This window comes from Pseudomonas syringae group sp. 247E2 (genome assembly GCF_032587795.1).
Classification (GTDB): Bacteria; Pseudomonadota; Gammaproteobacteria; order Pseudomonadales; family Pseudomonadaceae; genus Aquipseudomonas; species Aquipseudomonas amygdali.
Map to the genome: position 1 here is coordinate 963,327 of NZ_JAWHPK010000001.1, position 25,827 is coordinate 989,153.

At 60.0% G+C, this 25,827-nt stretch carries 25 protein-coding genes; 14 read left to right on the plus strand and 11 right to left on the minus strand.

Annotation, left to right across the window (positions count from 1 at the left end; genetic code table 11):
* Positions 1–4 precede the first annotated feature (4 nt).
* Both RYC18_RS04330 and fhuF read left to right on the plus strand, forming a co-directional pair.
* Positions 5–1,615: an ATP-binding protein gene (locus RYC18_RS04330; RefSeq protein WP_117139702.1), complete on the plus strand. Its 1,611-nt coding sequence runs from the start codon at positions 5–7 to the stop codon at positions 1,613–1,615.
* Positions 1,573–2,331 (plus strand): siderophore-iron reductase FhuF, encoded by a 759-nt coding sequence (gene fhuF / locus RYC18_RS04335; protein WP_316883576.1) that lies wholly within the window; start codon positions 1,573–1,575, stop codon positions 2,329–2,331. The genes RYC18_RS04330 and fhuF overlap by 43 nt, the downstream gene beginning before the upstream one ends.
* On the opposite strand, the gene RYC18_RS04340 is transcribed toward fhuF, so the two are convergent.
* A complete protein-coding gene (locus RYC18_RS04340) occupies positions 2,332–3,057 on the minus strand; it encodes a 4'-phosphopantetheinyl transferase (RefSeq protein WP_316883577.1) in 726 nt (241 codons plus the stop codon).
* Between the two features lie 724 nt (positions 3,058–3,781).
* Here RYC18_RS04340 and RYC18_RS04345 point away from each other — a divergent pair.
* Positions 3,782–4,315, plus strand: a complete 534-nt coding sequence (locus RYC18_RS04345; protein WP_316883579.1) for an REP-associated tyrosine transposase — start codon at positions 3,782–3,784, stop codon at positions 4,313–4,315.
* 192 nt (positions 4,316–4,507) lie between these two features.
* On the opposite strand, the gene RYC18_RS04350 is transcribed toward RYC18_RS04345, so the two are convergent.
* Entirely contained in the window at positions 4,508–5,296 is a 789-nt protein-coding gene (locus RYC18_RS04350) for a dienelactone hydrolase family protein (protein ID WP_057404097.1), read from the minus strand.
* Positions 5,297–5,468: 172 nt separating this feature from the next.
* Here RYC18_RS04350 and RYC18_RS04355 point away from each other — a divergent pair, with 172 nt between their 5' ends.
* The 4 genes from RYC18_RS04355 to RYC18_RS04370 all read left to right on the plus strand — a co-directional run bounded on the left by RYC18_RS04355 (position 5,469) and on the right by RYC18_RS04370 (position 9,679).
* Entirely contained in the window at positions 5,469–5,819 is a 351-nt protein-coding gene (locus RYC18_RS04355) for a hypothetical protein (protein ID WP_002554630.1), read from the plus strand.
* A gap of 27 nt (positions 5,820–5,846) precedes the next feature.
* Complete coding sequence (locus tag RYC18_RS04360) at positions 5,847–6,524, plus strand: response regulator (protein ID WP_002554629.1); 678 nt, start codon at positions 5,847–5,849, stop codon at positions 6,522–6,524.
* Entirely contained in the window at positions 6,521–7,867 is a 1,347-nt protein-coding gene (locus RYC18_RS04365) for an ATP-binding protein (RefSeq protein ID WP_004665996.1), read from the plus strand. Before RYC18_RS04360 ends, RYC18_RS04365 begins: the two co-directional genes overlap by 4 nt.
* A 459-nt stretch (positions 7,868–8,326) precedes the next feature.
* Complete coding sequence (locus tag RYC18_RS04370) at positions 8,327–9,679, plus strand: dicarboxylate/amino acid:cation symporter (protein WP_005744748.1); 1,353 nt, start codon at positions 8,327–8,329, stop codon at positions 9,677–9,679.
* A gap of 67 nt (positions 9,680–9,746) precedes the next feature.
* On the opposite strand, the gene RYC18_RS04375 is transcribed toward RYC18_RS04370, so the two are convergent.
* Complete coding sequence (locus RYC18_RS04375; RefSeq protein ID WP_002554626.1) at positions 9,747–10,241, minus strand: SprT family zinc-dependent metalloprotease; 495 nt, start codon at positions 10,239–10,241, stop codon at positions 9,747–9,749.
* A gap of 194 nt (positions 10,242–10,435) precedes the next feature.
* On the opposite strand from RYC18_RS04375, the gene ttcA reads away from it, so the two are divergent.
* A complete protein-coding gene (ttcA, locus tag RYC18_RS04380) occupies positions 10,436–11,260 on the plus strand; it encodes a tRNA 2-thiocytidine(32) synthetase TtcA (RefSeq protein ID WP_002554625.1) in 825 nt (274 codons plus the stop codon).
* A 6-nt stretch (positions 11,261–11,266) separates the two neighbouring features.
* Here the strand turns inward: ttcA and RYC18_RS04385 are convergent, their stop codons facing one another.
* From RYC18_RS04385 to arsC, 3 genes are all read right to left on the minus strand, one after another.
* Positions 11,267–11,938, minus strand: a complete 672-nt coding sequence (locus RYC18_RS04385; protein ID WP_004657183.1) for a DNA-3-methyladenine glycosylase I — start codon at positions 11,936–11,938, stop codon at positions 11,267–11,269.
* Positions 11,939–12,040: 102 nt separating this feature from the next.
* Positions 12,041–12,646 carry an NAD(P)H:quinone oxidoreductase gene (gene wrbA, locus RYC18_RS04390; protein ID WP_005744747.1) on the minus strand — a complete coding sequence of 202 codons (606 nt, stop codon included), beginning with the start codon at positions 12,644–12,646 and terminating at the stop codon, positions 12,041–12,043.
* Positions 12,643–12,996, minus strand: a complete 354-nt coding sequence (gene arsC / locus RYC18_RS04395; protein ID WP_002554622.1) for an arsenate reductase (glutaredoxin) — start codon at positions 12,994–12,996, stop codon at positions 12,643–12,645. Before arsC ends, wrbA begins: the two co-directional genes overlap by 4 nt.
* 129 nt (positions 12,997–13,125) lie before the next feature.
* Here arsC and RYC18_RS04400 point away from each other — a divergent pair, with 129 nt between their 5' ends.
* Positions 13,126–13,593, plus strand: a complete 468-nt coding sequence (locus tag RYC18_RS04400; RefSeq protein ID WP_005739010.1) for a TlpA disulfide reductase family protein — start codon at positions 13,126–13,128, stop codon at positions 13,591–13,593.
* Between the two features lie 724 nt (positions 13,594–14,317).
* Here RYC18_RS04400 and RYC18_RS04405 read toward each other — a convergent pair.
* The 3 genes from RYC18_RS04405 to RYC18_RS04415 form a co-directional block, all read right to left on the minus strand.
* The gene (locus RYC18_RS04405) at positions 14,318–14,725 is read right to left on the minus strand and encodes an META domain-containing protein (RefSeq protein WP_004657193.1); all 408 of its coding nucleotides are present in this window, start codon (positions 14,723–14,725) and stop codon (positions 14,318–14,320) included.
* On the minus strand, positions 14,722–15,159 hold the full coding sequence (locus RYC18_RS04410) for a hypothetical protein (protein WP_002554619.1): 438 nt from the start codon (positions 15,157–15,159) through the stop codon (positions 14,722–14,724). The genes RYC18_RS04405 and RYC18_RS04410 overlap by 4 nt, the downstream gene beginning before the upstream one ends.
* Before the next feature lie 109 nt (positions 15,160–15,268).
* Positions 15,269–18,022 carry a response regulator gene (locus RYC18_RS04415; RefSeq protein WP_117139696.1) on the minus strand — a complete coding sequence of 918 codons (2,754 nt, stop codon included), beginning with the start codon at positions 18,020–18,022 and terminating at the stop codon, positions 15,269–15,271.
* Between the two features lie 250 nt (positions 18,023–18,272).
* On the opposite strand from RYC18_RS04415, the gene cysM reads away from it, so the two are divergent.
* From cysM to RYC18_RS04440, 5 genes are all read left to right on the plus strand, one after another.
* Positions 18,273–19,175, plus strand: a complete 903-nt coding sequence (gene cysM / locus RYC18_RS04420) for a cysteine synthase CysM (RefSeq protein WP_002554618.1) — start codon at positions 18,273–18,275, stop codon at positions 19,173–19,175.
* Complete coding sequence (gene rlmD / locus RYC18_RS04425; RefSeq protein ID WP_316883627.1) at positions 19,175–20,530, plus strand: 23S rRNA (uracil(1939)-C(5))-methyltransferase RlmD; 1,356 nt, start codon at positions 19,175–19,177, stop codon at positions 20,528–20,530. The genes cysM and rlmD overlap by 1 nt, the downstream gene beginning before the upstream one ends.
* Positions 20,531–20,686: 156 nt before the next feature.
* Positions 20,687–22,930, plus strand: a complete 2,244-nt coding sequence (relA, locus tag RYC18_RS04430) for a GTP diphosphokinase (RefSeq protein WP_004657204.1) — start codon at positions 20,687–20,689, stop codon at positions 22,928–22,930.
* Between the two features lie 27 nt (positions 22,931–22,957).
* Entirely contained in the window at positions 22,958–23,791 is an 834-nt protein-coding gene (mazG, locus tag RYC18_RS04435) for a nucleoside triphosphate pyrophosphohydrolase (protein ID WP_002554615.1), read from the plus strand.
* Between the two features lie 30 nt (positions 23,792–23,821).
* Positions 23,822–24,361 (plus strand): DUF2058 domain-containing protein, encoded by a 540-nt coding sequence (locus tag RYC18_RS04440; protein WP_005744739.1) that lies wholly within the window; start codon positions 23,822–23,824, stop codon positions 24,359–24,361.
* A gap of 83 nt (positions 24,362–24,444) precedes the next feature.
* On the opposite strand, the gene RYC18_RS04445 is transcribed toward RYC18_RS04440, so the two are convergent.
* Positions 24,445–24,624 (minus strand): hypothetical protein, encoded by a 180-nt coding sequence (locus RYC18_RS04445; RefSeq protein ID WP_002554613.1) that lies wholly within the window; start codon positions 24,622–24,624, stop codon positions 24,445–24,447.
* Between the two features lie 482 nt (positions 24,625–25,106).
* Positions 25,107–25,820, minus strand: coding sequence for a DUF3108 domain-containing protein (locus RYC18_RS04450; protein ID WP_004665988.1), 714 nt, complete (start codon positions 25,818–25,820; stop codon positions 25,107–25,109).
* Positions 25,821–25,827 lie beyond the last annotated feature (7 nt).

The following is a 25,827-nucleotide window of genomic DNA, read 5'->3' on the forward strand; positions in this document are numbered from 1 at the left end:
CCTTATGAACTCGATCTTTCTGCGGATCTACGGCGGCATGCTCGGCGTACTGGTGCTGGTCGCGCTGCTTGGCGTGTTCGCCCTGCACGTGCTCAATCAGTCGCGCGGCGAGCAATACCGCGAACGTCTGGCCCACGGCACCTTTACGGTGATGGCCGATAACCTTGTGCCGCTCAACGACATCGAGCGCCGCCGCGCCCTGGCGATCTGGGAGCGCTTGCTGGGGATTCCCCTCAGCCTGCAAAGCATCGAGCAGGCTGGACTGGACAGCGGCGCGCGCGGTCGTCTGGCGCGTGGGCAGGTGGTGGTCGAGCAGATCGGCCCGCACGCCGCCAGGGTCTATCGTCAGTTGAACGACAAGGAGCCGCTGCTGCTGAGCGGCGAGGTGCAGCAGATCACCGAGCAACTGGCGCGAGCCACTATTTACCTGCTGATCGACGAGCTGGTGCGCTTTCCGGTCGATGAGCAACCGGCGCGCCTGCAAGCCCTGCGCATCGACAAGGGCTTTGGTTTCGACTTGCATCTACTGGCGCTGGACCAGGCTGACCTGGACGATGACCAGCGCCGCCGCATCTATGAAGGCGACACGGTGATGGCGCTGGGCAAGGGCGGCGACTCGATCCGCGTGCTGGCCGGAATCGTCGACACCAACTGGGTGCTGGAAATCGGCCCGCTGTATCAGATGAACCCTTATCCGCTGCACTGGCTACTGGTGATCGCCTTGATGGGCCTGTGTTTCATCGGTCTGGTAGTGTATTTGCTGGTGCGGCGTCTGGAGCGACGGGTGCTGGAGCTGGAAGCGGCGGCAACGCAGATTGCTCAAGGCAGCTTGCAAACCCGCGTGCCGACCGAGGGTTCCGACTCGGTGGGGCGTGTGGCGGCAGCGTTCAACAGCATGGCCGAGCATCTGCAGCGCTCGTTGATGATCCAGCGCGAGCTGGTGCGTGCGGTGTCTCACGAGCTACGCACGCCGGTTGCACGCTTGCGTTTCGGTCTGGAGATGGTCAGCGACGCCACCACTCCCGAGGCGCGACGCAAATACATGCGCGGCATGGACAGCGATATTCAGGACCTCGACAAACTGGTCGATGAAATGCTCACTTACGCGCGCCTTGAGCAAGGCGCGCCGACCCTGAACTTCCAGCGTGTCGATCTGGATGCGCTGATCGATCAGGTGATCGCCGAACTGGCACCCTTGCGCGCCGATGTGCGGGTTTCACGGGGCGAATGTTTGACCTCTGAAGAGGGCGAAGCCGCCTGGGTCGAGGCAGAACCGCGTTATCTGCATCGTGCGGTACAGAATCTGGTGAGCAACGCGATGCGCCATGCGGAAAACGAGGTGCGTATCAGTTACCGACTGGAGGCGCAGCAGTGCCGTATTGATGTGGACGACGACGGTCCCGGTGTTCCGGAAGAGGCGTGGGAGCAGATTTTCACGCCGTTCATGCGTATCGATGACAGCCGCACCCGAGCGTCAGGCGGGCATGGGCTGGGCCTTTCGATTGTGCGGCGGATCATCCATTGGCACGAAGGTCGCGCGCTGATTGGCCATAGTGTCAGCCTGGGTGGCGCGTGTTTCAGCCTGTCCTGGCCGCGTACGCAGGTGCCGCGTTGAGTGCTCAGCTGTTCAGTGGTCCGCTTGAGCGCTTCGGGCAGACGTTGCTGGCGGCAGATGATTCGCGCCCTGATTCGCGCCCTGTAGTGGCGTTGTCTGATCTGCTGCAAACCGAGCGGCTTGATCAGTTACTGCTGAGCATTTACGGGCCGCAGTTGATGCCCAGCCAATTGCCGGTGCTGGTGTCGCAGTGGGCCAAGTTTTACTTCATGCAGATTGTTCCGCCGGTGCTGGTTGCCAGTCTGGTGCATGGCTGGCATTGGCCGTTGGCGCTTGGGCAGGTCGCACTGGCAGTGGATGAACGTGGCCTGCCGAATGGTGTTCGGTTGGCGGGGGAGGGAGAGGCCTGGCGGGGCATTCCGGCTGATCCGTTTCAACAGTTTGCCGGATTGCTTGATGACAATCTGCAGCCCTTTATTGCCGCATTGAGCGCCTATGGCGGGCTGCCCTGCGCGGTGTTGTGGAGCAGCGCCGGGGATTATCTGGAAGGCTGTCTTGTGCAACTGGCCACGTGCAGCACTGTGTCATTGGCGCCAGGGCTGGCGCTGTTGAGAGAGAGGAAAAGGCCGGATGGGCGGGCCAATCCTCTGTTTCAGGCGGTGCGTTACGTTCCGCAGGCGCAGGGTGGTGAACCGCGCAGGCAACGGCGTGTGTGCTGCCTGAGTCATCGTGTGGAGTGGGTCGGGCGTTGCGAGCATTGTCCGCTGCCCGGCTGATCAGCCTTCGACTGCGACCAGACTCAACAGATGATCACCCAGCACACTGAACTGGCCGTCGAGTTCCTTGCCTGCGTGCCATTCACTGGACAGATCGATGAGCAGGCGCAAGCGGGCGCTGCCGTCGGCGGACCATTCAAGCAGTTGCGCGTCTTCAAAATAGAAGCGCTTTTGCACGATGGGATAGAGCGCCTTGAACAGCGCTTCCTTGATCGAAAAGGTCAGGGTCACGCGCAACGCGATCTGATCCTGCGGGCCTGCTGCCATGTCGGCCAGCTCGGCAGCCGTCAGAATTTCCCCGGCCAGTCGCGAGGCACGCTCATGGCTCAGCAGGTTCTCCGTGTCCAGCCCTAGCCCGCGCCATTGTCGCTTGTGCGCCACCACAGCGGCGGCCCAGCCGGTGCTGTGGGTGATCGAGCCACAGACATCAGCGGGCCAGATTGGCGCGCGGTCTTCCCCCACCACCGGAACATGTAAGCGGCCATCCAGCTGACGCATGGCTTCGCGGGCGCAGAGACGACCGGCGAGAAATTCGGCCTGACGCTTGGCGACTGAGCGCTGAATGCTCGCAGGCATCTGCACCGCACAGCGCTGAAAATCGCCGTCGATCAGCGTGTGCGGATCAAACCGCCCACTGACCAGCATCGCGCCCGGCAGCGCATGCGGCAACGGCCAGTGCTGAACGAGTTCGGGACAGCAGACGGGAAGGTCGGGTAATTGAGTCATGGGCGGCATTTTGCCGGGGGAACGGGTTTGAGGGAAGGGCACTGGTAACTATCCGCGCCCTTCTTGACGACGCAGAGCGTCGCGACCTGCATTCCCACGCTGGAGCGTGGGAACGAGAATCCCACTATCGTGCGTCGCTCCGCGTCGCATGCCGTTCCGGACGCTCCGCGTCCTCTTGACGACGCTGGGCGTCGCGACCTGCATTACCACGCTGGAGCGTGGGAACGAGAATTTCAACTATCGTGCGTCGCTCTGCGTCGCATGCCGTTCCGGACGCTCCGCGTCCTCTTGACGACGCTGGGCGTCGCGACCTGTATTACCACGCTGGAGCGTGGGAACGAGAATCCCACTATCGTGCGTCGCTCCGCGTCGCATGCGTTTCCGGACGCTCCGCGTCCTCTTGACGACGCAGAGCGTCGAGATCTGCATTCCCACGCTGGAGCGTGCGGAACGAGAATCCAACTATCGTGCGACGCTCCGCGTCGCATGCCGTTCCGGACGCTCCGCGTCCTCTTGGCGACGCAGAGCGTCGCGACCTGCATTCCCACGCTGGAGCGTGGGAACGAGAATCTCAACTATCGTGCGTCGCTCCGCGTCGAATGCCGTTCTGGACGCTCTGCGTCCTCTTTGCCAGGTAGAGCAAAAAGCTGGTCACACTTTCATCATTTCCACCCACTCAGTCGGGATGTACCGTTCGGGCCTCTGATGATTCAAGGACGAACTCATGGGCCGAAGCCGGTACACCATCGCCGAACGTGAAAAACCCCACTTTCTGACCTGTACGGTGGTGGAGTGGTTGCCGCTTTTTACCCGGCCTGCTCTGGTGGACGTTCTGTTGAACGCATGGCGCTATCAACAGGCTCATCAAGGACTGCAGCTCTTCGGGTATGTCGTCCTGGAAAACCATCTGCACTTCGTGGCCCAAGCCCCCGAGCTAGATAAATGTGTGAACAGTTTCAAGTCTTTCACTGCCCGGCAGATAATCCACGTCCTCGAGAAAGCGAATGCCCAGAGCGCGCTTCAGCGTCTGCGCTTTGTCAAACCCATGCACAAGACCGACAGGGTTTATCAGGTCTGGCAGGAAGGGTCTCATGCCGAGCTTGTCTGGAATGAAGCAGTGATGCGTCAAAAGCTCGATTACATTCACCACAACCCGGTAAAGAGAGGCTATGTGGACATCGGTGAGCACTGGAGATACTCCAGCGCTCGCGATTATGAGGGGCAGCGCGGTTTGATCGATATTCAGCGCTGGTATTAGCGAATTGATGCGACGCAGAGCGTGCGGAACGAGAATCCAGCTATCGTGCGACGCTCTGCGTCGCATGCCTTTCCGGACGCTCCGCGTCCTCTTGACGACGCAGAGCGTCGAGACCTGCATTCCCACGCTGGAGCGTGGGAACGATGATCGCAACTATCGTGCGACGCTCCGTGCAGAAGGAGCATCTGCTAGTCAACCAAATATCTTCTTGAAGAACACCTGCATGTCTGACCATGAGCTCTGGTCGGCAGCCTTGTTGTAGCCGATGTCCGGGCCGCCGTGGTCGCCGTGGCTCAGGCGGTCGGCGTCGGGGTTGGTGAAGCCGTGTTTGGCACCGTCGATGCTGACGAATTTGTAGTCTGCCTTGGCGTCGTCCATTTCCTTTTTGAACGCCGCAACGTTTTCAGCGGTGACCATGCTGTCCTTGGCGCCGTGCTCGACCAGCATCGGCACTTTGATGCCTGGTTTGGCCGGGGTATTGGTGACCAGTGCGCCGTGGAAGCTCACTACGCCCAGCAACGGTTCGCCGCGCCGCGCCGCGTCCAGCACGATCTTGCCGCCGAAGCAGTAACCGATCGCTGCAATTTTTTTCGGGTCGGTCTGAGGTTGCTTCTTCAATTGCTCCAGCCCGGCATCAAAGCGCTTGTCAGCCGCATCGCTGTCCTTCAGCGCAGCCTGCATGAATGCCATCGCGTCCTTCGGGTGCTCGGTGTTCTTGCCTTCGCCGTACATGTCGATAGCCATGGCGCTGTAGCCCAGGGCAGCCAGGTCGCGGGCGCGGCGCTTGGCGTAGTCGTTCAGGCCCCACCACTCGTGAACCACCAGAACACCGGGGCGTGGACCTTTTACCGCGTCGTCGTAAGCGTAGTAACCCACCAGTTTGGTTCCGTCGGCACTCTTGTAATCGATCTGCTCGGTCTTGATCGCTGCCTGAGCGAGTCCGGTCAGGCCCATCATGATCATTGCAATCCACACACGCATGGTCAGCTCCTTTTGATAGTTTGAGGTCGCAAACAACCATAGCCGATTCCGCTGCATCCGGTGTAGATGACTGTTCAGCGCCGGTTCATGGCGTGTTCAGTCGGGGTTCAGCCCGGCGCGATTACTGTTGGGCCGTACCTTGACAGCGTCCCCGAGCGCAAAAGGAGTCGATATGTTGAATCTCAACAAGTTTTTCCTGGCCTTGGCTTTTCTGGGTGGCAGCGCCGCAGCGCAGGCGGGCGATGGTCGGCTTGACGTGGCTCGTATCGAGTTCGGCAAGACCAGCGAAAGGCTTGATGACGCCAACAGCTGGGGGCATGCGCTCGGGGAACAGGCACATACCAATGTTTCTGTGGGCACACTTTATTCACCGCCGGTTTACGGCACCCTGACAGGGACTCACAATGGTGTGCCTGTCAGCCGCGAAATCCTGCTGGGCAGCTATGATGTGACACAACACGTGCCCGTCAGCGCCCGCCTGTTGAGTACTGATGCGACGATGTCGTTTCATTCTTTGTCTTGAGGCTGCGATTGTGCCTGGGAGAGCTGCATGAAGTTGTTGGTAGTTGAGGATGAAGCGCTGCTGCGCCATCACTTGCGAACCCGTCTGACCGAAGCGGGACATGTGGTGGAAGCGGTGGCCAACGCTGAGGAAGCGTTGTATCAGGTCACGCAATTCAATCACGACCTGGCCGTGATCGATCTGGGCTTGCCGGGCATCGGTGGGCTGGACCTGATTCGGCAGTTGCGCACCGTGGGCAAGGCGTTTCCTATTCTGATCCTGACCGCGCGCGGCAATTGGCAGGACAAGGTCGAAGGGCTGGCGGCCGGCGCTGACGACTACGTGGTCAAACCCTTCCAGTTCGAAGAGCTGGAAGCGCGGCTCAACGCCTTGTTGCGGCGTTCCAGCGGCTTCATTCAGTCCACCATCACGGCTGGCCCGCTGCTGCTGGACCTCAATCGCAAGCACGCCGCGCTGGCTGAACAACCGCTGGCGCTGACCGCCTACGAATACCGCATCCTTGAATACCTGATGCTCCATCACCAGCAAGTGGTGCCCAAAGAGCGCCTGATGGAGCAGCTGTATCCTGATGACGACGAGCGCGACCCAAACGTGATCGAAGTGCTGGTCGGCCGCCTGCGGCGCAAGCTGGACAGCAACGTGGCGTTCAAACCTATCGAAACCGTGCGCGGCATGGGCTACCTGTTCAATGAGCGCTGTACGTGATTCGTTCGCTTCGCCTGCGCCTGATGTTGGGTGCCGCCACTCTGGCGGTGATCTTCATGTTGCTGATGCTGCCTGCTTTGCAGGGGGCGTTCAGCCTGGCGCTGCGTGGGGCGATAGAGCAACGCCTGGCTTCCGACGTGACCACCATGATTTCGGCGGCGCGCGTCGAAGACGGTCATCTATTGATGCCGTCTGTGCTACCGGGCGAACAGTTCAACCTGCCGGGCAGTCGTCTGCTGGGCTACATCTATAACCGCCAGGGACAGATGGTCTGGCGCTCACTGTCCACCGAAGGCGAGAACATCGACTACCGCCCGCAGTATGACGGGCAGGGCAGCGAGTTCACCAAGATCAAGGAAATCAATGGCGATGAGTATTTCGTCTATGACGTCGAGATCCGGCTGCTCGGCGGGCGCAATGCCGCGTTCAGTATCGTCGCCGTGCAGCCCTTGCGTGGCTATCAGGAAACCATCGACGGTTTGCGCCGCAAGCTCTATCTGGGCTTTGGCGCAGCACTGGCGGTGCTGCTCGGGTTGCTGTGGATGGGCCTGACCTGGGGGTTGCGTGCCTTGCGCGGCTTGAGCCAGGAACTGGATCAGGTGGAAGCCGGCGTGCGCGACAGCCTGAGCGAGGAACATCCCAGCGAACTGCTGCGTCTGACCGACTCGCTCAACCGCCTGCTGCGCAGCGAACGTGAACAACGGATTCGTTACCGCGATTCGCTGGATGACCTGGCCCACAGCCTTAAAACACCGCTGGCGGTCTTGCAGGGGGTCAGCGAAAACATCGCCAAGCGTCCCGAGGATGTCGAGCAGGCGTGGGTGCTGCAATCGCAGATCGAGCGCATGAGCCAACAGATTGGCTATCAACTGCAACGGGCCAGCCTGCGCAAGAGCGGTCTGGTGCGCCATCACGTCATGCTGCGGCCTGTGGTCGAAAGCCTGTGCAACACACTCGACAAGGTGTATCGCGACAAACAGGTCAAGGCCACGCTGGACCTGCCGGAGCATTGTCAGGTGCATATGGAAGAGGGCGCGTTGCTGGAAATGCTCGGCAACCTGCTGGAAAACGCCTATCGGCTATGCCTGAGCGAAGTACGCGTGAGCTTTACCCGCTCAGCGGACGGCGATGAACTGTGCGTCGAAGACGACGGCCCCGGCGTTCCGCAGAGCCAGCGCGCGCGCATTCTCGAGCGTGGCGAACGCCTGGACCGCCAGAACCCTGGGCAAGGCATTGGTCTGGCGGTGGTCAAGGACATCATCGAAAGCTACGGCGCACAACTGACCCTGGGCGATTCCCCGCTGGGCGGCGCGGCGTTCAGGATTCATTTCCTGGCGCAGTGAGGGTGTGTTCGTCCAGTTTCAAGAGCGGACGCAGAGCGTCCAGAACGGCATGCCGACGCGGAGCATTGGCACGATAGTGTTATCACACCTGTCGTTCCTCACGCTCCAGCGTGGCAATGCCGTGCGTGACGCTCTGCGTCACACCTCTGCGCGTCACCGAGCACTCCTGTCACCACAGAAAGACGGCGGATACCCGCCACTGTGTGCCCATTTTTCCCACCATACGGCGGAAAACCGCCACGTCTTTTTCGGATTGCGTCTACCGTTACCCGTCTGCGCCTTGTAATGCGGGGTTTTGATGGCTATTTGATTCTATGGCACGCCTATTGCTATCTACATGGCAGAGGCCTGCCTTGCGCAGCTCGACAAAACAAATCCCTCCAGTGCAGGAGGGTTAGCGCTTTATAGGCTCGCGTGCATCAGGTGAAGATGCCGACGACGCCCTTGAGGAAAACTGCAATGACGACTCGTCAGCCCATCTACAAATCCCTCTATTTTCAGGTAATCGTTGCGATTGTCATCGGTATCCTGATCGGTCACTTCTACCCGGACACCGGCAAGGCTCTAAAGCCACTGGGTGACGGGTTTATCAAACTGATCAAGATGGTTATCGCGCCGATCATCTTCTGTACCGTCGTGAGCGGCATCGCCGGCATGCAGAACATGAAGTCGGTCGGCAAGACCGGCGGTTATGCGCTGCTGTACTTCGAGATCGTTTCGACCATCGCTCTGCTGATCGGTCTGATCGTGGTCAACGTGGTTCAGCCGGGTGCTGGCATGAACATCGACGTCAGCACGCTCGACGCATCCAAGATCGCGGCTTATGTGACTGCCGGTCAGGATCAGAGCATCGTCGGCTTCATCCTCAACGTGATTCCGAACACCATCGTCGGCGCGTTTGCCAACGGCGATATCCTGCAAGTCCTGATGTTCTCGGTGATCTTCGGCTTCGCCCTGCATCGTCTGGGTTCGTACGGCAAGCCGGTTCTGGACTTCATCGATCGCTTCGCCCACGTGATGTTCAACATCATCAACATGATCATGAAGCTGGCACCCATCGGTGCGTTTGGTGCCATGGCCTTCACCATCGGTGCCTACGGCGTAAGCTCGCTGGTGCAGTTGGGTCAGTTGATGATCTGCTTCTACATCACCTGCGCGCTGTTCGTGGTGCTAGTGCTGGGTGCCATCTGCCGCGCTCACGGTTTCAGCATCTTCAAGCTGGTTCGCTACATCCGTGAAGAGCTGTTGATCGTACTGGGTACTTCCTCGTCGGAATCGGCCCTGCCACGCATGCTGATCAAGATGGAGCGTCTGGGCGCCAAAAAATCTGTCGTGGGTCTGGTTATCCCGACGGGTTACTCGTTCAACCTCGACGGTACGTCGATCTACCTGACCATGGCTGCCGTGTTCATCGCTCAGGCGACCAACACGCACATGGACATCACCCACCAGATCACTTTGTTGCTGGTGTTGCTGCTGTCCTCCAAGGGTGCTGCTGGCGTAACCGGTAGCGGCTTCATCGTTCTGGCTGCAACCCTGTCGGCTGTCGGCCACCTGCCGGTTGCCGGTCTGGCGCTGATTCTGGGTATCGACCGCTTCATGTCCGAAGCCCGCGCCCTGACCAACCTGGTCGGTAACGCTGTTGCCACCGTTGTGGTTGCCAAGTGGGTCGGCGAGCTGGACACCGACAAGCTGCAATCCGAGCTGGCTTCCGGTGGCAGTGCCATCCTGGAAACCCGTCCTGAAGACGACCTCGGCGTTGCCGAAGGCCCGGCTCCGGCCAATGCGGTGAATACCACCAAAACCGTCTGATTAACCGTCAGGCCATAAAAAACCCATCTTCGGATGGGTTTTTTTATGCTCGTCGTTTGCGCGGGGGTTATTCCGTGCGCGTCTCGCCGCTGAACACCAACGGCTCGCGGCAGCGGCGGCACAGGTAGCGCCGGCCCTTGCGAACCATGCTATGACGCTGGGCAGTGAACGGAAAGTCGCTGTCCGGGCAAGGGCAGCGGTAGATGTAACGGATCACGCTGCGTCGCTTGACGGCGTAGGTGTGGCAGCGGTTGGGTGGCAGTTCATAGACGCCGCGCATGATCAGTTGCCATTCTTCGCCATGTGGCTGGATGCTGCCGCCAAACAGCTGGTGGGCAATCAGGTGCGCGACTTCGTGCGGCACTGTCTGGCGCAGGAAGTCTTCGGCGTTTTCCTTGTAGAGCTGCGGATTGAAGCGCAGCAGGTTTTCGTGCAGGTGAGCGACACCAGCCTTCTGGCCGCGCAACTGGAAACTGACCACTGGGCGTTTGAAGGTGCGCTTGAAGAAGGTTTCGGCTTGTTGGTAACAGGTTTCAACGCGTGAATTGAGTTGGTCGGGCATGCTTTAGGATTCTCCAGTGCGCCAAGTATGCCGCAATGTGGCTACGCTCTGAAAATGCTGGCCGCCCGGTGGTCGTTTTTGATCAAGGGCGATTGCCAGCCTGAACAGCACGCGCGCAGCATATTTAACCAAAGGTCGGTTATAGGTAAAATGCCCGGCTTTTCTCAAGCTACCGTCAGCGGATATTTCCATAAATGGGCACCCTTTCAGTCAATCAGAACAAACTGCAGAAACGTCTGCGTCGGCTGGCCGGCGAGGCGGTTGCCGACTTCAACATGATCGAAGAGGGTGACAAGGTCATGGTCTGCCTGTCCGGCGGTAAGGACAGTTACACCATGCTCGATGTGCTGATGCACTTGCAGAAAGTCGCGCCGATCAAATTCGACATCGTGGCCGTCAACATGGACCAGAAGCAGCCTGGCTTCCCCGAGCACGTGCTGCCTGCGTATCTGAAAGAGCTGGGTATCGAGTACCACATCGTCGAGAAAGACACGTATTCAGTGGTCAAGGAATTGATTCCTGAAGGCAAGACGACCTGTTCGCTGTGTTCACGGCTGCGTCGTGGCACGCTGTATACCTTCGCTGATGAAATAGGTGCTACCAAGATGGCACTGGGGCATCATCGAGACGATATCGTCGAGACGTTCTTCCTCAATATGTTTTTCAACGGCTCGCTCAAGGCCATGCCACCCAAACTGCGTGCCGACGATGGCCGTAACGTGGTGATTCGTCCATTGGCGTATTGCCATGAAAAGGACATTCAGGCCTATTCGGACCTTAAACAGTTTCCGATCATCCCGTGCAACCTCTGCGGCTCTCAGGAGAACCTGCAACGTCAGGTGGTCAAGGACATGTTGATCGACTGGGAGCGCAAGACACCGGGTCGTACGGAAAGCATCTTCCGCGCCCTGCAGAACGTACAGCCCTCGCAACTGGCTGACCGCAACCTGTTCGACTTCAGCAACCTGCGCATCGACGAAACCGCTGCGTCGCGGTTCGTCAATGTGGTGAATATCTGAGGGTGCTCAGTGGTTGACGGTGAACGCCAGCATGGCTGACAGCTGGCACATCGGCCGACCGCTTTCTGCGTGCCATTGGTTGAACACGTCCTGCACAATTGCCTGATCGCGTTTGCTGGTAGGCACGCGGTCAACAATATCCTGCGCGTTCAGCGCGGCCACCACGTCCCAGGTCGGAATGAACGTGTCCTTGCCGATCATGCGCAGAAAGCGTGGCGCTGACAGTCCGCCCATCTGGTTGCCGTGTTTGGCAATGTACTGCCACAAGCCAGTGATGTTATCGACCGGCCACTCGGCGATGAATTTGCCGAAACTGCCGTGTTCCTGTTCGATGTCCAGAATCAGTTGCGCATTGCGCGGCACGCTCTTGAGTTTGCCCAGGTGGCGGATGATGCGCGCGTCCTGCATCAGCCGCTCCAGGTGATCAGCCCCCATCAGCACGACTTTTTCCGGGTCGAAGCGGAAGAAGACTTCCTCGAACGCTGGCCATTTAGAGTCCACCAGGCTGTGTTTCAGGCCTGCGCGAAACACGCGCAGGGCCATGGTCGACAGATAGCGGTCGGCGCTGATGGCTTGCAGTTGTTTCGGTGTCTTCGGGGTCGGCAGGTGGGCTTCCAGTGCTTTGGCGGAGCCGAATCGATTCAGGCAATACTCGTTCAGCCATTTGTAGTCTTGCATCGGTTCTCCAAAGAAATTCAACAGGCAGGTCAAGGGTTCAGACCGACCCTTGCGCTGCAAGTTTGCGATTTAACTGAAAGCGTCAGACCACGCCCTGCCGATTCAGCTGCGTGCTGTGTCCAGCTGCAACGCGGTTTTGGCCAGGCGCTGGCCCAGTGCACGGCACAGGTCAGTCTCATGGCGGTCCAGCGCGCGCTTGCCATCGGCACCGGCGTGATGACTGGCACCATAAGGCGTGCCACCCCCTGCGGTTTCCAGCAGCGCCGATTCGCTGTAGGGCAGACCCATGATCAGCATGCCGTGGTGCAGCAACGGCAGCAGCATCGACATCAGCGTGGTTTCCTGGCCGCCGTGCAGGCTGGCAGTGGAAGTGAAGACGCCTGCGGGTTTGCCGACCAGTGCGCCGGTCAGCCAAAGGTTGCTGGTACCGTCGAGAAAGTATTTCAGCGGGGCGGCCATGTTGCCGAAGCGCGTCGGGCTGCCCAGCGCCAGGCCTGAGCAGTTTTTCAGGTCGTCGAGGGTCGCGTACAGCGCGCCGTTTTCCGGGATCTCAGGGGCGGTCGCTTCGCAGTCGGCGGAAACGGCAGGAACGGTGCGCAGCCGAGCTTCCATGCCGCCCAGCTCGATACCGCGGGCAATCTGCCGGGCCATTTCGCTGGTGGAACCGTTGCGGCTGTAATAGAGGACCAGAATGTAAGGTGTGCTCACGGCAGCAGCTCCAGGATGTTCTCGGGTGGGCGGCCAATCACAGCCTTGTCGCCTGCGACCAGAATTGGCCGCTCGATCAGTTTGGGGTGCGCGGCCATGGCGGCGATCAGTTGCTCGTCGCTCAGGCTCGGGTCGGCCAGGTTGAGTTGCTTGTAATCATCTTCGCCGGTACGCAGCAGTTGCCGGGCAGTGATGCCCAGCTTGCCGAGCAGATCGCGCAAACGCTCTGCGTCGGGCGGGGTTTCCAGGTACAGGACGATATCGGGCGTCAGGCCGCGGGCCTGAAGCAGTTCCAGCGCGCCGCGGGATTTGCTGCAGCGCGGGTTGTGATACAGCGTCAGATCGGTCATTTGCACGTCGCATCTTGTGTGGGGTGGCGTATTCTAACCAGCGATGGCACTGTCCGACATATCGAATGGTCAATAGTCGTAGCCTGGATATAAGTGATTGCAGGTTGAACGGGGCGAGGAAGGAAACAAATGGCAAGGCGATTAACAGCAGCAGTGATACTTTTCGGCAGCTTGCTGCTCAGCGGATGTGGCGTGGACCTGGGCACTGACCAGAACGGCCAGAAGGTGGCCAGCGAGCGAATCAAGGGGCATTGGCTGGTGGTGAACTACTGGGCCGAATGGTGTGGCCCGTGCCGTACCGAGGTTCCGGAATTCAACGCATTGTCCGAACAGCTCAAGGACAAGAAGGTCACGGTGCTGGGTGTCAACTTTGACAATCTGCAGGGCGACGAGCTGAAAAACGCTGCCAACGCACTGGGTATCAAATTCACCGTGCTGGCTCAGGACCCAGCCGAGCAGTACAGCCTGCCGCCCTCCGAAGCGCTGCCGGTGACCTACATCATCGACGACAAGGGCAAGATGCGCGAGCAACTGCTCGGTGAGCAGTCAGCCGCGACCGTGATCCAGAAGCTCAAGGCATTGCGCGGCGAGGGGTGATCGGATCGATTTTCGACGCTCTGCGCCGTAACGAGGACGCGGAGCGTCCAGAACGGCATGCGACGCGGAGCGCCGCACGATAGTGAAATGCGCGAGCAGTCGGCTTTGATCCAGGCGTTGCGCAGATCATCGCACGATAGTCTGGATTATCGTTCCGTACGCTCCAGCGTGGGAATGCAGGTCGCGACGCTCTGCGTCGAAAGAGGACGCGGAGCGTCCAGAACGGCATGCGACGCGGAGCGCCGCACGATAGTGAAATGCGCGAGCAGTCGGCTGTGATCCGGGCGTTGCGCAGAACATCGCACGATAGTCGGGATTATCGTTCCCTACGCTCCAGCGTGGGAATGCAGGTCGCGACGCTCTGCGTCGCAAGAGGACGCGGAGCGTCCAGAACGGCATGCGACGCGGAGCGTCGCACGATAGTGAAATGCGTGAGCAGTCGGCTTTGATCCAGGCGTTGCGCAGAACATCGCACGATAGTCGGGATTATCGTTCCCTACGCTCCAGCGTGGGAATGCAGGTCGCGACGCTCTGCGTCGCAAGAGGACGCGGAGCGTCCAGAACGGCATGCGACGCGGAGCGTCGCACGATAGTGAAATGCGCGAGCAGTCGGCTGTTATCCAGGCGTTGCGCGGGGCGTCGCAGGATAGTGATCGTTCCCTGCGCTCCAGCGTGGGAATGCAGTTCTAGACGCTCTGCGTCGCAAGTTACGCGGAGCTTCGGATCAGCTATCTTCCAGCCAGAAGCGCAGCGGCTTGCCTTGGGTTGGCCACAGGCGCAGTTGCTCGATGGGCGAGATGTCCCAGCGTTGCACGCTGCTGATGGCTTTGATGAAGCGTTGTTCCTGTTCCATCAGCGCGGGGGCGCACATCTTGCGGGTTTTGCCCACCGGACCGAAGCTGATGCTGTGGTCGTTCAGCGTATAGGGTGCGAACCAGTGGTTGCAGCCTGCATTGCCATATGCGCGGCCATCGGCACCCAGGGTCATGGTCAGGCGGCTGTTGTCGATGAGTGGACGTTCGCCAATCCATTCCATCACGTAGCTGTGGTCCTGACGGATCGGCAGCGGGTCAGCGGTACAACCGGCCAGCAGCGCGCCGCCGATCAGGCTCAGGAGCGCAAACTGTTTCATGCCGCTTTCTCCTGGCACTTCTTGCAGAGGTGCTTCTCGCCTTCGGTTTTCCAGCCCAGCTCCGCGATGCGCGCGATGGCGGCAGGTTTCTGCGCCTTGACGCCCAGCTTGCTCTCTACCATGAACTCGAAATTCAGTTCAGCGGCGCAGCTGTCGCAATTCACTTTCCACTGATGAATCGCCAACTCGTCGAACACCGGACCTTTGGCCACTGCAATCCATTGGCCCGGCGGGTTGATCAGGTGCCGGACTTTCTCGACGGTCAGGCGCATGTGCAGGCTTTTGCTGCCTTTGATCGTCACCAGCAACTGGTCGTTGTCGTGAATCGAGCCGCCGTTACCGGTGACCTGATAGCGACCGGGCGCCAAAGTGCGGCATTCGGTCAAGGTGTGCTGCGGGTTGAGCATGCTGTAGCGAAAATCGTGTTCGACCATGGGTCCTCCAAAATTGCGCGCATCCTATCATGCTCCACGCCTTCAGGACCGGACGCAGGGCACCCACAACGGCATTGCTGCGCTGAAGTGTGAGGAGCGAGCGTTACCATTACGCTGTCACCCGCGCCTCGGATTCCAGGCGAATGATGGCTTTGTCCAAATCGTCCAGAGCTTCTTCGGTGTGCGCGGCGTTCTGCTTGAGCAGGGTTTCAGCGCGTTGACAGGCGGTGCGCAGCTGCGGGACGCCGCAGTAGCGCGTTGCGCCGTGCAGACGGTGAATGCGTTCGATCAGCGCCTGTACATCCTGGTTGGCCCGCGCCGCACGGATGGCCTCGCGGTCGGCGGCCAGCGAGGCCAGCAGCATGGCCAGCATGTCGGCGGCGAGATCCGCCTTGCCCGCAGCCAGGCGCAGCCCTTCTTCATGATCGAGCACCAGCGGCCCGACGTGCCCTTCAGGTGCTTCGTTCTGGCGTTCTGGCGCAGGGTTGCGCAGTGCCAGCCCCGTCCACTTGAGGACCACCTGTGCCAGCTGCCGCTCGCTGATCGGTTTGGTCAGGTAGTCATCCATGCCACTTTGCAGCAGCGAGCGTTTTTCATTGGCCATCGCGTGGGCGGTAAGTGCCACGATCGGCAGTGAGCTCTGGTTGCGTTCAGCTTCCCAGGCCCGAATCGCCTCGGTGGCCTGGCGCCCGTCCATACCGGGCATCTGCACGTCCATCAACACTAGATCGAACGCTTCCTGCTGCACCGCGTTGACCGCTGCATAGCCGCCCTCGACGGCCACGACTTCTGCGCCCATGTCCTCAAGCAGGGTCTGCACCAGCAGCAGGTTGGCCGGGTTGTCATCCACGCACAGCACCCGCGGCGCGCGGCTCGACAACGGCGGGCCGATGTCGGCGCGGATCGCTCGCGGCGCGATCAGTTCGGACAAGGCTTTTTGCAGTTTTCGGGTGCAGGCGGGTTTGGCTTGTAACTGGGTATAGACATCGTGGACCGCCAACTGGAACAGCGCGTGCTCGGTGGTCGGACATAGCACCATGACCTTGCAGTTGAGGTTTTCCAGATCCCAGATGTGCTGGCGCAACCGTTCCGGGGAAATTTCCAGCGCCGTCACGCCGAGCACCGCCAGATCGATGGCCGACGGGGTCTCGTGCGCCGCCGTCACCCCGTTGAGCAGGTTTTCCAGGTTGTTGAACACGATGGTTTGCAGACCGCAGTCTTCCAGCTGATGCTCCAGCGCCTGGCGCGCTAGGTCATGGTGTTCAAGCACTGCTGCGCGTAGCCCTCCCAGCGGGATATTGAACGACTCTTCCTTGTCTTCGCGGGCCTTGGGCAGTTTCAGGCTGATCCAGAATTCCGAGCCTTCGCCCGGTGTGCTGTCGACACCGATTTCGCCGCCCATCTGTTCGATCAGGCGCTTGGAAATCACCAGGCCCAGACCCGTGCCGCCCGGCTGGCGCGAGAGCGAATTGTCGGCCTGGCTGAAGGCCTGGAACAGCGCCCGCACATCCTGGCTGGACAGGCCGATGCCGGTGTCCTGCACGCTGATGCGCAATTGCGCGTGCTCTTCGGTTTCGTCTTCAAGCATGGCGCGGGCGACGATGGTGCCTTCGCGGGTGAACTTGATCGCGTTGCTGACCAGGTTGGTCAGAATCTGCCGCAGGCGCAACGGGTCGCCGGACAGCGCCAGTGGTGTATCGCGGTACACCAGACTGACCAGTTCCAGCTGTTTGGCATGCGCCGCCGGGGCGAGGATGGTCAAGGTGTCCTGCAGCAGATCGCGCAGGTTGAACGGGATGTTGTCGAGCACCAGCTTGCCAGCCTCGATCTTCGAAAAGTCGAGAATCTCGTTGATGATGCTCAACAGGTTGTCGGCCGACTTCTCGATGGTGCCCAGATAGTCGAACTGACGCGGCGTCAGCTCGCTTTTTTGCAGCAAATGGGTGAAACCCAGAATGCCATTGAGCGGCGTGCGGATTTCGTGGCTCATGTTGGCCAGGAATTCGGACTTGATCCGGCTCGCTTCAAGGGCTTCCTTGCGAGCCAGGTCCAGCTCGATGTTCTGGATTTCGATGGTTTCCAGATTCTGGCGTACATCCTCGGTCGCCTGATCGATGCTCAGTTGCAGCTCTTCCTGCGCGTTCTGCAAGGTCGCCGCCATGCGATTGATGCCCGACGCCAGCTCGTCCAGCTCCCGACTGCCCAGCGGCGGCAGGCGGGTTTCGAGATTGCCGTCCTTGAGCTGCGACACCGCTTGTTTGATCTGGCTCATCGGCCCGTTGATGGTGCGGCTCATGCGCACTGCAAGAGTCGCGGTGCAGGCCAGCCCGGTCAGGATCAGCAGCAGGCTGGCAAACAGGCTTCGATAGCCGCGCAACAGCGTGCCGTTATGGGATATTTCAAGTTCGACCCAGCCCAGCAGGGTGTCGGCTTCGGCCGGAATGATCGGGCTGGTCAGGTGGCGTTGATTGCCGAATACCGGGAGCAAATAACGCGTGGCGTCGGTGCCGGTCGAATTGAGCAACTGCGAGCCGCTGCCAATGGGCGAAGGGCTGATCATGGTCGGTCCGGCGTGGGCCAGTGGCGTGCGATCGACGTCGAGAAACGACACGGCGCGCACGTCGGTCTGCTCCAGGGTCTGGGTCGCGATGCGGCTCAGCAGGACTTTGTCCTTGCGCCCCAATGCGTTGGCGGCCAATGGTGCCAGATCCTGGGCGATCATTTCGCCGCGTTGCAGCAATTGGCTTTGCAGTTCGCTCAACTGCATCCAGGTGAAATAACCACCAAGCATTGCGGCCATCAGGCTGGCAGGCAAAATAGTCAGTAGCAGCACACGGCCTTTTATACCCAGCTTGGTCAGCACGCTCGTTCTCCGGCAACACGTATCAGTCCGTCGATATCAGGCATCGGCTGCCTGGCTGTATCGGCACAAGGGGTTGAGTTTAGCCATTTACCGCCAGCATGGGCACCTAACTCTCTGTGCAGGACGAGGCCGCAGTGGAAAAAACAGTGTTTATTCTTTTTGGGAATAAGCAGCGCACTTTGCGTGATATGGGCTTTGGCCGTTTGCCGTTATGATAGGCACCCCCCGCAGTCTGGATTGCGAAGACGCCATGACCCTGCAGTATCAAACCATTGCCGATTGCGTCGGCAACACTCCGCTGGTGCGTCTGCAACGCATGGCGGGTAATACCAGCAATACCCTCCTGTTGAAGCTTGAAGGTAATAACCCCGCTGGCTCGGTAAAAGACCGTCCGGCCCTGTCGATGATCACCCGTGCCGAGTTGCGCGGCCAGATCCATCCGGGTGACACGCTGATCGAAGCGACTTCCGGCAATACCGGGATTGCACTGGCCATGGCCGCAGCGATAAAGGGTTACCGGATGATTCTGATCATGCCGGACAACTCCAGTGCCGAACGCAAGGCCGCAATGACCGCCTACGGTGCCGAGCTGATTTCGGTCAGCAAGGACGAGGGCATGGAAGGTGCCCGTGATCTGGCCGAGCGCATGCAGGCCGAAGGCCGCGGCAAAGTGCTCGATCAGTTCGCCAATGGCGACAATCCCGAGGCGCATTACACGTCCACCGGTCCGGAAATCTGGCGGCAGACGGGCGGTACCGTGACCCATTTCGTCAGCTCGATGGGCACCACCGGCACCATCATGGGCACCTCACGCTACCTCAAGGAGCAAAATCCCGAGGTGCAGATCGTCGGTCTGCAACCGATGGAGGGCGCTTCGATCCCCGGTATTCGCCGCTGGCCGCATGAATACCTGCCGAAAATCTATCAGTCGGACCGTGTCGACCGCATCATCGACATGGGCCAGACCGAGGCCGAAGACACCATGCGCCGACTGGCGCGCGAAGAAGGCATCTTCTGTGGCGTGTCGTCCGGCGGCTCGGTCGCTGGGGCACTGCGCATTTCCCGTGAAGTCGAAAATGCCGTGATTGTGGCGATCATCTGTGACCGAGGCGACCGCTACCTGTCGACCGGCATCTACGATTCGCCCAACTGATGGCCAAACATGAACGAGGTCTGCGCTTTCAGCCCACGGGCGGCGTCAAGACCGTGCAGATTCCTGCCGGTAAAAAACAGCGGCTGACCATCGAACGGCTGTCCGACGACGGTCGCGGTATCGCTTTTCTCGACGGCAAAACCTGGTTTGTCGCTGGCAGTCTGGCCGGCGAAGAGGTCGAGGCGCGCGTGCTCAATGCGCGCGGCAAGGTCGTCGAGGCGCGCACCGAGCGGGTCTTCAACGCCAGCACCATGCGTCGCGCTCCGGCCTGTGAGTATTTCGGTCGCTGCGGCGGCTGCAGTGTTCAGCATGTGCCCCACGAAGAACAGCTTGCCCTGAAACAGCGCATGCTCGCCGAGCAATTGTTGCGGGTGGCGAACGTGGTGCCGGATGAATGGGCTGCGCCGTTGATCGGTGCCGAGCTGGCCTATCGTCGACGCGCGCGGGTCGCGGTTCGCTGGGATGCCAAGGCCAAAAGGCTGGACGTGGGGTTCCGCGCAGCCGCCAGTCAGGACATCGTCAGCATCGAACACTGTCCGGTGCTGGTACAGGCCTTGCAACCCATCATGAATGAGTTGCCTGGCATGCTGAAAAACTTCAGCAAACCGCAGGCGCTGGGTCACGTCGAGTTGTTCAGTGGGGTTGCGACTGCCGTGTTGTTGCGCCACACCGCGCCGCTTGCCGAGGCCGACCTGACGTTGTTGCAGGCGTTTTGCTCCAAGCACGGCGCGCAGCTGTGGCTGCACGGCGAGGGCGAGCCCCAACCGGCCAGCCCCGGCGATACGCTGGGTTACCGGCTGGAGCCGTGGAACCTGCAACTGGCCTGGCGACCGGGAGATTTCATTCAGGTCAACGCGGCGGTTAACACCGCGATGATCGAGCAGGCTCTGCAATGGCTGGCGCCTGCCAAAGATGAACGGGTAATGGACCTGTTTTGCGGTCTGGGCAATTTTGCCTTGCCACTGGCGGGTCTGGCGAAGGAGGTGGTGGCGGTCGAAGGCGTTGCGACCATGGTCGAGCGTGCAGCCGTCAACGCAATGAGTAATGATCTGCACAATGTGCAGTTTTTTCAGGCGGATCTTTCCCAGCCGCTGACACACGCCGACTGGGCGGCGGAAGGGTTTTCTGCGGTACTCTTGGACCCACCGCGTGACGGGGCCTTTGAAGTGGTTCGCCAGATCAGAAAGACGGGTGCCCGGCGACTGCTTTATGTTTCATGCAACCCGGCAACTTTGGCTCGTGACACGGTCGAACTGATCAGTCAGGGCTACCGATTAAAACGTGCCGGAATCCTCGATATGTTTCCACAGACGGCGCATGTCGAGGCGATGGCTTTATTTGAAATGAGTAAGTGAGCAGCGTTCACTGGATCGAGGTCGCTGCTGACAGGGAACCTCATTTAATCCGACTGGCCCGCGAATGCCGGTCCTTGCTTGCCCGGCAAGTGGCATTCGCTCAGAAGGCTGGCGACTGATGGCGCTATTCATCGCGCCGTAGGGAAGGTAAGCAGCATGGTACAGGTGAGAGCGAACCAGCCGATAAACACAGACGGCAGTATCAATCTCGACGCGTGGCTCGATCATATTGTCAGCGTCGACCTGGTCCTGGACCGGGAAGTCATGAAACAGGCCTGTGAGTTTGCCCGGCAAGCCGAGCAGAACGACAAGGCCCACAAGAATCACTGGGCAGAGGGCACCTCCAGTTTCCAGACCGGTCTGGAAATCGCGGAGATCCTGGCTGACCTCAAGCTGGATCAGGACTCGCTGGTTGCGGCGGTCATTTACCGCGGCGTGCGTGAAGGTGTCATCCCTTTGCCGGAGGTCGAGCAGCGTTTCGGCGCGACGGTCGCCAAACTGATCGACGGCGTGCTGCGCATGGCCGCGATCAGCGCCAGTCTCAGCCCTCGTCAATCTCTGGTGCTGGGCAGTCAGGCGCAGGTCGAAAACCTGCGCAAGATGCTCGTGGCGATGGTCGACGACGTTCGCGTTGCGCTGATCAAGCTGGCCGAGCGCACTTGCGCGATTCGTGCGGTAAAGAACGCCGACGACGAGAAACGCAACCGTGTGGCCCGGGAAGTCTTCGACATCTACGCGCCGCTGGCCCATCGTCTGGGTATCGGGCATATCAAGTGGGAGCTGGAAGACCTTTCTTTCCGCTACCTGGAGCCTGATCAGTACAAGCAGATCGCCAAGCTGCTGCACGAGCGCCGGCTGGACCGCGAGCGCTTCATCAGCGATGTCATGTCCCAGCTCGACAACGAACTGCAAGCCACCGGCGTGACGGCTGACATCAGTGGCCGAGCCAAGCATATCTATTCCATCTGGCGCAAAATGCAGCGCAAAGGCCTGGCATTCAGCCAGATCTATGACGTGCGCGCGTTGCGTGTACTGGTCCCGGAAATGCGCGATTGCTATACCGCGCTGGGCATTGTGCACACCTTGTGGCGGCATATTCCCAAAGAGTTCGACGATTACATCGCCAACCCCAAGGAAAATGGCTATCGCTCGCTGCACACAGCGGTCATCGGGCCGGAAGGCAAGGTCCTGGAAGTGCAGATACGCACCCACGCCATGCACGAAGAGGCCGAACTGGGCGTTTGCGCGCACTGGCGCTATAAAGGCACCGACGTCAAATCTGGCTCCAATCATTACGAAGAGAAAATTTCCTGGCTGCGTCAGGTACTTGAGTGGCATGAAGAGCTGGGTGACATCGGTGGCCTGGCAGATCAGCTGCGGGTTGATATCGAGCCTGACCGGGTCTACGTCTTCACCCCTGACGGCCACGCCATCGACCTGCCCAAGGGCGCGACACCGCTGGACTTTGCCTATCGGGTGCACACCGAAATCGGCCATAACTGCCGTGGTGCGAAGATCAACGGCCGCATCGTACCGCTCAACTACAGTTTGCAGACCGGCGAGCAGGTCGAGATCATCACCAGCAAGCACGGCACGCCGAGCCGTGACTGGCTGAACTCCAACCTCGGTTACATCACGACCTCGCGGGCGCGCGCCAAGATTGTTCACTGGTTCAAATTGCAGGCCCGCGACCAGAACGTGGCGGCCGGTAAAACCCTTATCGAACGCGAACTGGCGCGCCTGGCATTGCCGCAGGTCGACTTCGACAAGCTGGCGGACAAGGCCAACCACAAGACCGCCGACGACATGTTTGCCGCCTTGGGCGCGGGTGATCTGCGTCTGGCGCAACTGGTCAATCTGGCTCAGCAGCAGGTTGAACCTGATCGCGTCAATGAACAGCTGGAACTGATCCCGCGCAAGGCTACGGGCTACAAGCCTGGCAAGCGTGGCGATATTCAGATTCAGGGCGTTGGCAACCTGATGACACAGATGGCCGGTTGCTGCCAGCCGCTGCCGGGCGATGCGATTGTCGGTTACATCACCCAGGGCCGTGGCGTCAGCATTCACCGTCAGGATTGCGCCTCGGTGCTGCAACTGGGTGGTCGCGAGCCCGAGCGGATCATTCAGGTCAGCTGGGGGCCGGTGCCGGTGCTCACCTATCCGGTGGACATCATCATTCGCGCCTACGACCGTTCCGGCCTGCTGCGTGACGTCACCCAGGTGCTGCTCAACGAGCGTATCAACGTACTGGCGGTCAACACCCGCTCGAACAAGGAAGACAACACAGCGCTCATGTCGCTGACCATCGAGATTCCGGGCCTGGACGCACTGGGGCGGTTGCTGGGGCGTATTTCCCAGTTGCCGAACATCATTGAAACGCGCAGGAACAGGACGCCATAAGCGTTGCCTGCGCTCACAGGGAGCCCCATGTATACAGTTCAAGACCTGCTGAACCTCATGGCCCGGCTGCGTGATCCGCAGTCTGGTTGCCCGTGGGACCTGAAGCAGACCTACGCCAGCATCGTGCCGCATACGCTGGAAGAAGCCTACGAAGTGGCCGATGCCATCGAGCAGGGCGACCTCGACCATCTGAAAGGTGAGTTGGGTGACCTGCTGTTTCAGGTGGTCTTCTATGCGCAGTTGGCCAAGGAAGAAGGCCGGTTTGAATTTGACGACGTCATCGACGGCATTACCCGCAAGTTGCTGCGTCGCCATCCGCACGTGTTTCCGACCGGCGAGTTGTACGCGCCGGCAGAAACGCCGTGCCTGACCGACGAGCAGGTCAACCAGCGCTGGGACGAGATCAAGGCCGAGGAACGTGCCGAAAAGTCTGGCGCCCCCGAGCAGTTGTCGCTGCTCGACGACGTGCCGGTGGCCTTGCCTGCGTTGAGTCGTGCCGCCAAACTGCAAAAGCGCGCTTCGCAGGTCGGCTTCGACTGGCCTGCAGCGTTGCCGGTGGTCGACAAGGTACGTGAAGAACTCGATGAAATTCTCGAAGCCATGGTCGACAATGACGCCGAAGGCATTGCCGAGGAAGTCGGCGATTTGCTGTTCAGCGTCGTCAACCTGGCCCGGCACCTTAAAGTCGACCCGGAAACTGCGCTACGCTCGGCCAATAGCAAGTTCGACAGACGCTTCCGATTCATTGAACAGGCATTGCGCCACATCCAGCGTCCTATCGAAGCGTGCTCGCTCGAAGAAATGGACGCATTGTGGGGCGAAGCCAAACGTCAGGAAAAGAGCACGCCCGGCTGCGGCTGAGTGTGCGGTAACGGTATAAGTGAGTAGACAATGAGCCTTTCCCTTCGCGATCAGTTGCTCAAGGCAGGTCTGGTCAACCAAAAGCAGGCCAAGCAGGTCGGCAAAGAAAAGCAGAAAGAGCAGCGTCTGGTGCACAAGGGTCAGGCCCAGGCCGACGACTCGCAAAAGCGCGCGGCTCAGGAAGCCATGGCCGAGAAGGCCAAGCGTGATCAGGAGCTCAACCGTCAGCAGCAGGAGAAGGTCGAGCAGAAGGCCCGTACTGCTCAGGTCAAACAACTGATCGAAGTGTCGCGTCTGCCCAAGCTGATTACCGAGGATTACTACAACTTCGTTGACGACAAGAAGGTCAAGCGGATCTCGGTCAACGCGCTGGTGCGCAACAAGCTCAGCAGCGGTTCGCTGGCCATCGTTCACCATGGTGGCGGTTACGAGATCATTCCGCGTGAGGCAGCGCTGAAGATCCAGGAGCGCGACCCGCGCCGTATCGTGTTGCTCAACACCCCGACCGAAGCGCCGGACGCCGACGATCCGTACGCTGCGTATCAGGTGCCTGACGACCTGATGTGGTAACGCGCTGACCGGTCAAAACAAAACCCGCATTCAGCGGGTTTTGTCGTTTATTGTTCTGGGTGGTTGCGGTTCAGGGAAGTCGCTTAGTGGTTGCCCTGGCTTTCAAGTGCTTCCAGCTCTTCCTTGTAGCGTAGAGCATCGGACTCTACGTGGAACATACCGACAAGTTGGTCCTGTTGATGCACGTCCCAGATCTGGATGCCGTCGGCAACGGCTTCGTGAGAGAGGTGGGCGTCGTCGCGTTCAGTAACTCTGACAGTCATAGTAGTAAGCTCCTGACTTTGATGGCCTGAATGGTTAGGCCTCTGGATACTGCGGCAATGTGTCGCAGGACTCTTTTATAGAATTTGTTAGCTGCCTAAGTAAATAGCCTGTTCAGGTTCCCGAGTGAGCAAAAAATGGTCGTTTGCCTACAGCCCTTGCATGGCGAGGCTTGCAGCTTGGTTGCGGCAAAGTGAAGGATTTTTCATGTGCCTTTAGCGGTGCAAAAAGATGACGCGGAGCGTCAAGAACGGCATTCCCACGCGGAGCGTAGGGAACGATAGGTGTTCGTATAGCGCGAGGTTCGGCGTCGGGGCGTTCCCACCCGGAGCGTAGGGCGCGCCAGGTGTCCGGGAGAGCACCGCCACTATCGTGCGACGCTCTGCGCCGGCATGCCGTTCTGGACGCTCTGCGTCCTCTTGTTTGCAGCCAATAAAAAGCCCCGCTAATAAGCGGGGCTCTGTATGGCAAGCGGTCAGGGCAATCAGCTGCCTTTGACGGCCTTGCCGTTCACGGTGCCGTCGAGCAGCACGATGTTGTATTCCTTACCGTCGGTTTCGACCTGTTGCAGGCGCACTAGCAGGTAATCCCAGTCCTTGGCGAACCACAGCACGGTGGTGCGCTTGCTTTGCGTCGGGTCACGCACGCGCTCGACCTTGATCGCATCGACCTGGCCAGTCTTGGTGGTAACCTTTTCCGAGCCCAGTACGCGGAAGTCGTAGGTGTCTACTTCATCACCGTCGACCACCTGGTAACTCATGCTCTTCTTGCCATCAGCGATGTCGTGTTGCAACGCCAGCTGATACGTGGACTTGTCGAGGATGCCGCGGTTGAGTGGCAGCTTGATCGCATCGCCACGGTCGGTGCCGGTGACGAACTTGGTGTTCCAGTCGAACGCCAGATCAACCTTCTTGGATTTGCCCAGGCCGCTGCGTTCGAAGCTGTAGGTCTGTGGCAGCAAGGTTTCCTTGTCGACCTTCAGCGTGCTGACTTCAGTCAGGCTGGCAATCATCATCGATGCCTTGAAGCTCAGGGTCCAGGTGCCATTGGCACCGGCTTCCAGGCTGCGTTCAGCGGTGCCACTCATGGGCAGCTGTTTCCAGTCGGCGGTGTAGCTGGCGGAGAAAGGTTGAAGGTCTGCGGCCTGTACGGCAGGCAAGGCGAGCAGAGCGAAAGCGAAGAGCAGAGCGCGACGCATAGTATCT

Excerpts from the sequence above, each read along its gene's own strand:
- RYC18_RS04345 (WP_316883579.1), top strand. The coding sequence starts at position 3,782 with ATGGGCCGAAGCCGGTACACCATCGCCGAACGTGAAAAACCCCACTTT.
- RYC18_RS04370 (WP_005744748.1), top strand. The coding sequence starts at position 8,327 with ATGACGACTCGTCAGCCCATCTACAAATCCCTCTATTTTCAGGTAATC.
- RYC18_RS04360 (WP_002554629.1), top strand. The coding sequence starts at position 5,847 with ATGAAGTTGTTGGTAGTTGAGGATGAAGCGCTGCTGCGCCATCACTTG.
- RYC18_RS04400 (WP_005739010.1), top strand. The coding sequence starts at position 13,126 with ATGGCAAGGCGATTAACAGCAGCAGTGATACTTTTCGGCAGCTTGCTG.
- ttcA (WP_002554625.1), top strand. The coding sequence starts at position 10,436 with ATGGGCACCCTTTCAGTCAATCAGAACAAACTGCAGAAACGTCTGCGT.
- RYC18_RS04440 (WP_005744739.1), top strand. The coding sequence starts at position 23,822 with ATGAGCCTTTCCCTTCGCGATCAGTTGCTCAAGGCAGGTCTGGTCAAC.
- RYC18_RS04405 (WP_004657193.1), bottom strand. The coding sequence starts at position 14,725 with ATGAAACAGTTTGCGCTCCTGAGCCTGATCGGCGGCGCGCTGCTGGCC.
- RYC18_RS04350 (WP_057404097.1), bottom strand. The coding sequence starts at position 5,296 with ATGCGTGTGTGGATTGCAATGATCATGATGGGCCTGACCGGACTCGCT.
- RYC18_RS04330 (WP_117139702.1), top strand. The coding sequence starts at position 5 with ATGAACTCGATCTTTCTGCGGATCTACGGCGGCATGCTCGGCGTACTG.
- relA (WP_004657204.1), top strand. The coding sequence starts at position 20,687 with ATGGTACAGGTGAGAGCGAACCAGCCGATAAACACAGACGGCAGTATC.
- RYC18_RS04385 (WP_004657183.1), bottom strand. The coding sequence starts at position 11,938 with ATGCAAGACTACAAATGGCTGAACGAGTATTGCCTGAATCGATTCGGC.
- RYC18_RS04450 (WP_004665988.1), bottom strand. The coding sequence starts at position 25,820 with ATGCGTCGCGCTCTGCTCTTCGCTTTCGCTCTGCTCGCCTTGCCTGCC.
- RYC18_RS04340 (WP_316883577.1), bottom strand. The coding sequence starts at position 3,057 with ATGACTCAATTACCCGACCTTCCCGTCTGCTGTCCCGAACTCGTTCAG.
- mazG (WP_002554615.1), top strand. The coding sequence starts at position 22,958 with ATGTATACAGTTCAAGACCTGCTGAACCTCATGGCCCGGCTGCGTGAT.
- cysM (WP_002554618.1), top strand. The coding sequence starts at position 18,273 with ATGACCCTGCAGTATCAAACCATTGCCGATTGCGTCGGCAACACTCCG.
- RYC18_RS04355 (WP_002554630.1), top strand. The coding sequence starts at position 5,469 with ATGTTGAATCTCAACAAGTTTTTCCTGGCCTTGGCTTTTCTGGGTGGC.
- RYC18_RS04410 (WP_002554619.1), bottom strand. The coding sequence starts at position 15,159 with ATGGTCGAACACGATTTTCGCTACAGCATGCTCAACCCGCAGCACACC.
- RYC18_RS04375 (WP_002554626.1), bottom strand. The coding sequence starts at position 10,241 with ATGCCCGACCAACTCAATTCACGCGTTGAAACCTGTTACCAACAAGCC.
- RYC18_RS04445 (WP_002554613.1), bottom strand. The coding sequence starts at position 24,624 with ATGACTGTCAGAGTTACTGAACGCGACGACGCCCACCTCTCTCACGAA.
- rlmD (WP_316883627.1), top strand. The coding sequence starts at position 19,175 with ATGGCCAAACATGAACGAGGTCTGCGCTTTCAGCCCACGGGCGGCGTC.
- arsC (WP_002554622.1), bottom strand. The coding sequence starts at position 12,996 with ATGACCGATCTGACGCTGTATCACAACCCGCGCTGCAGCAAATCCCGC.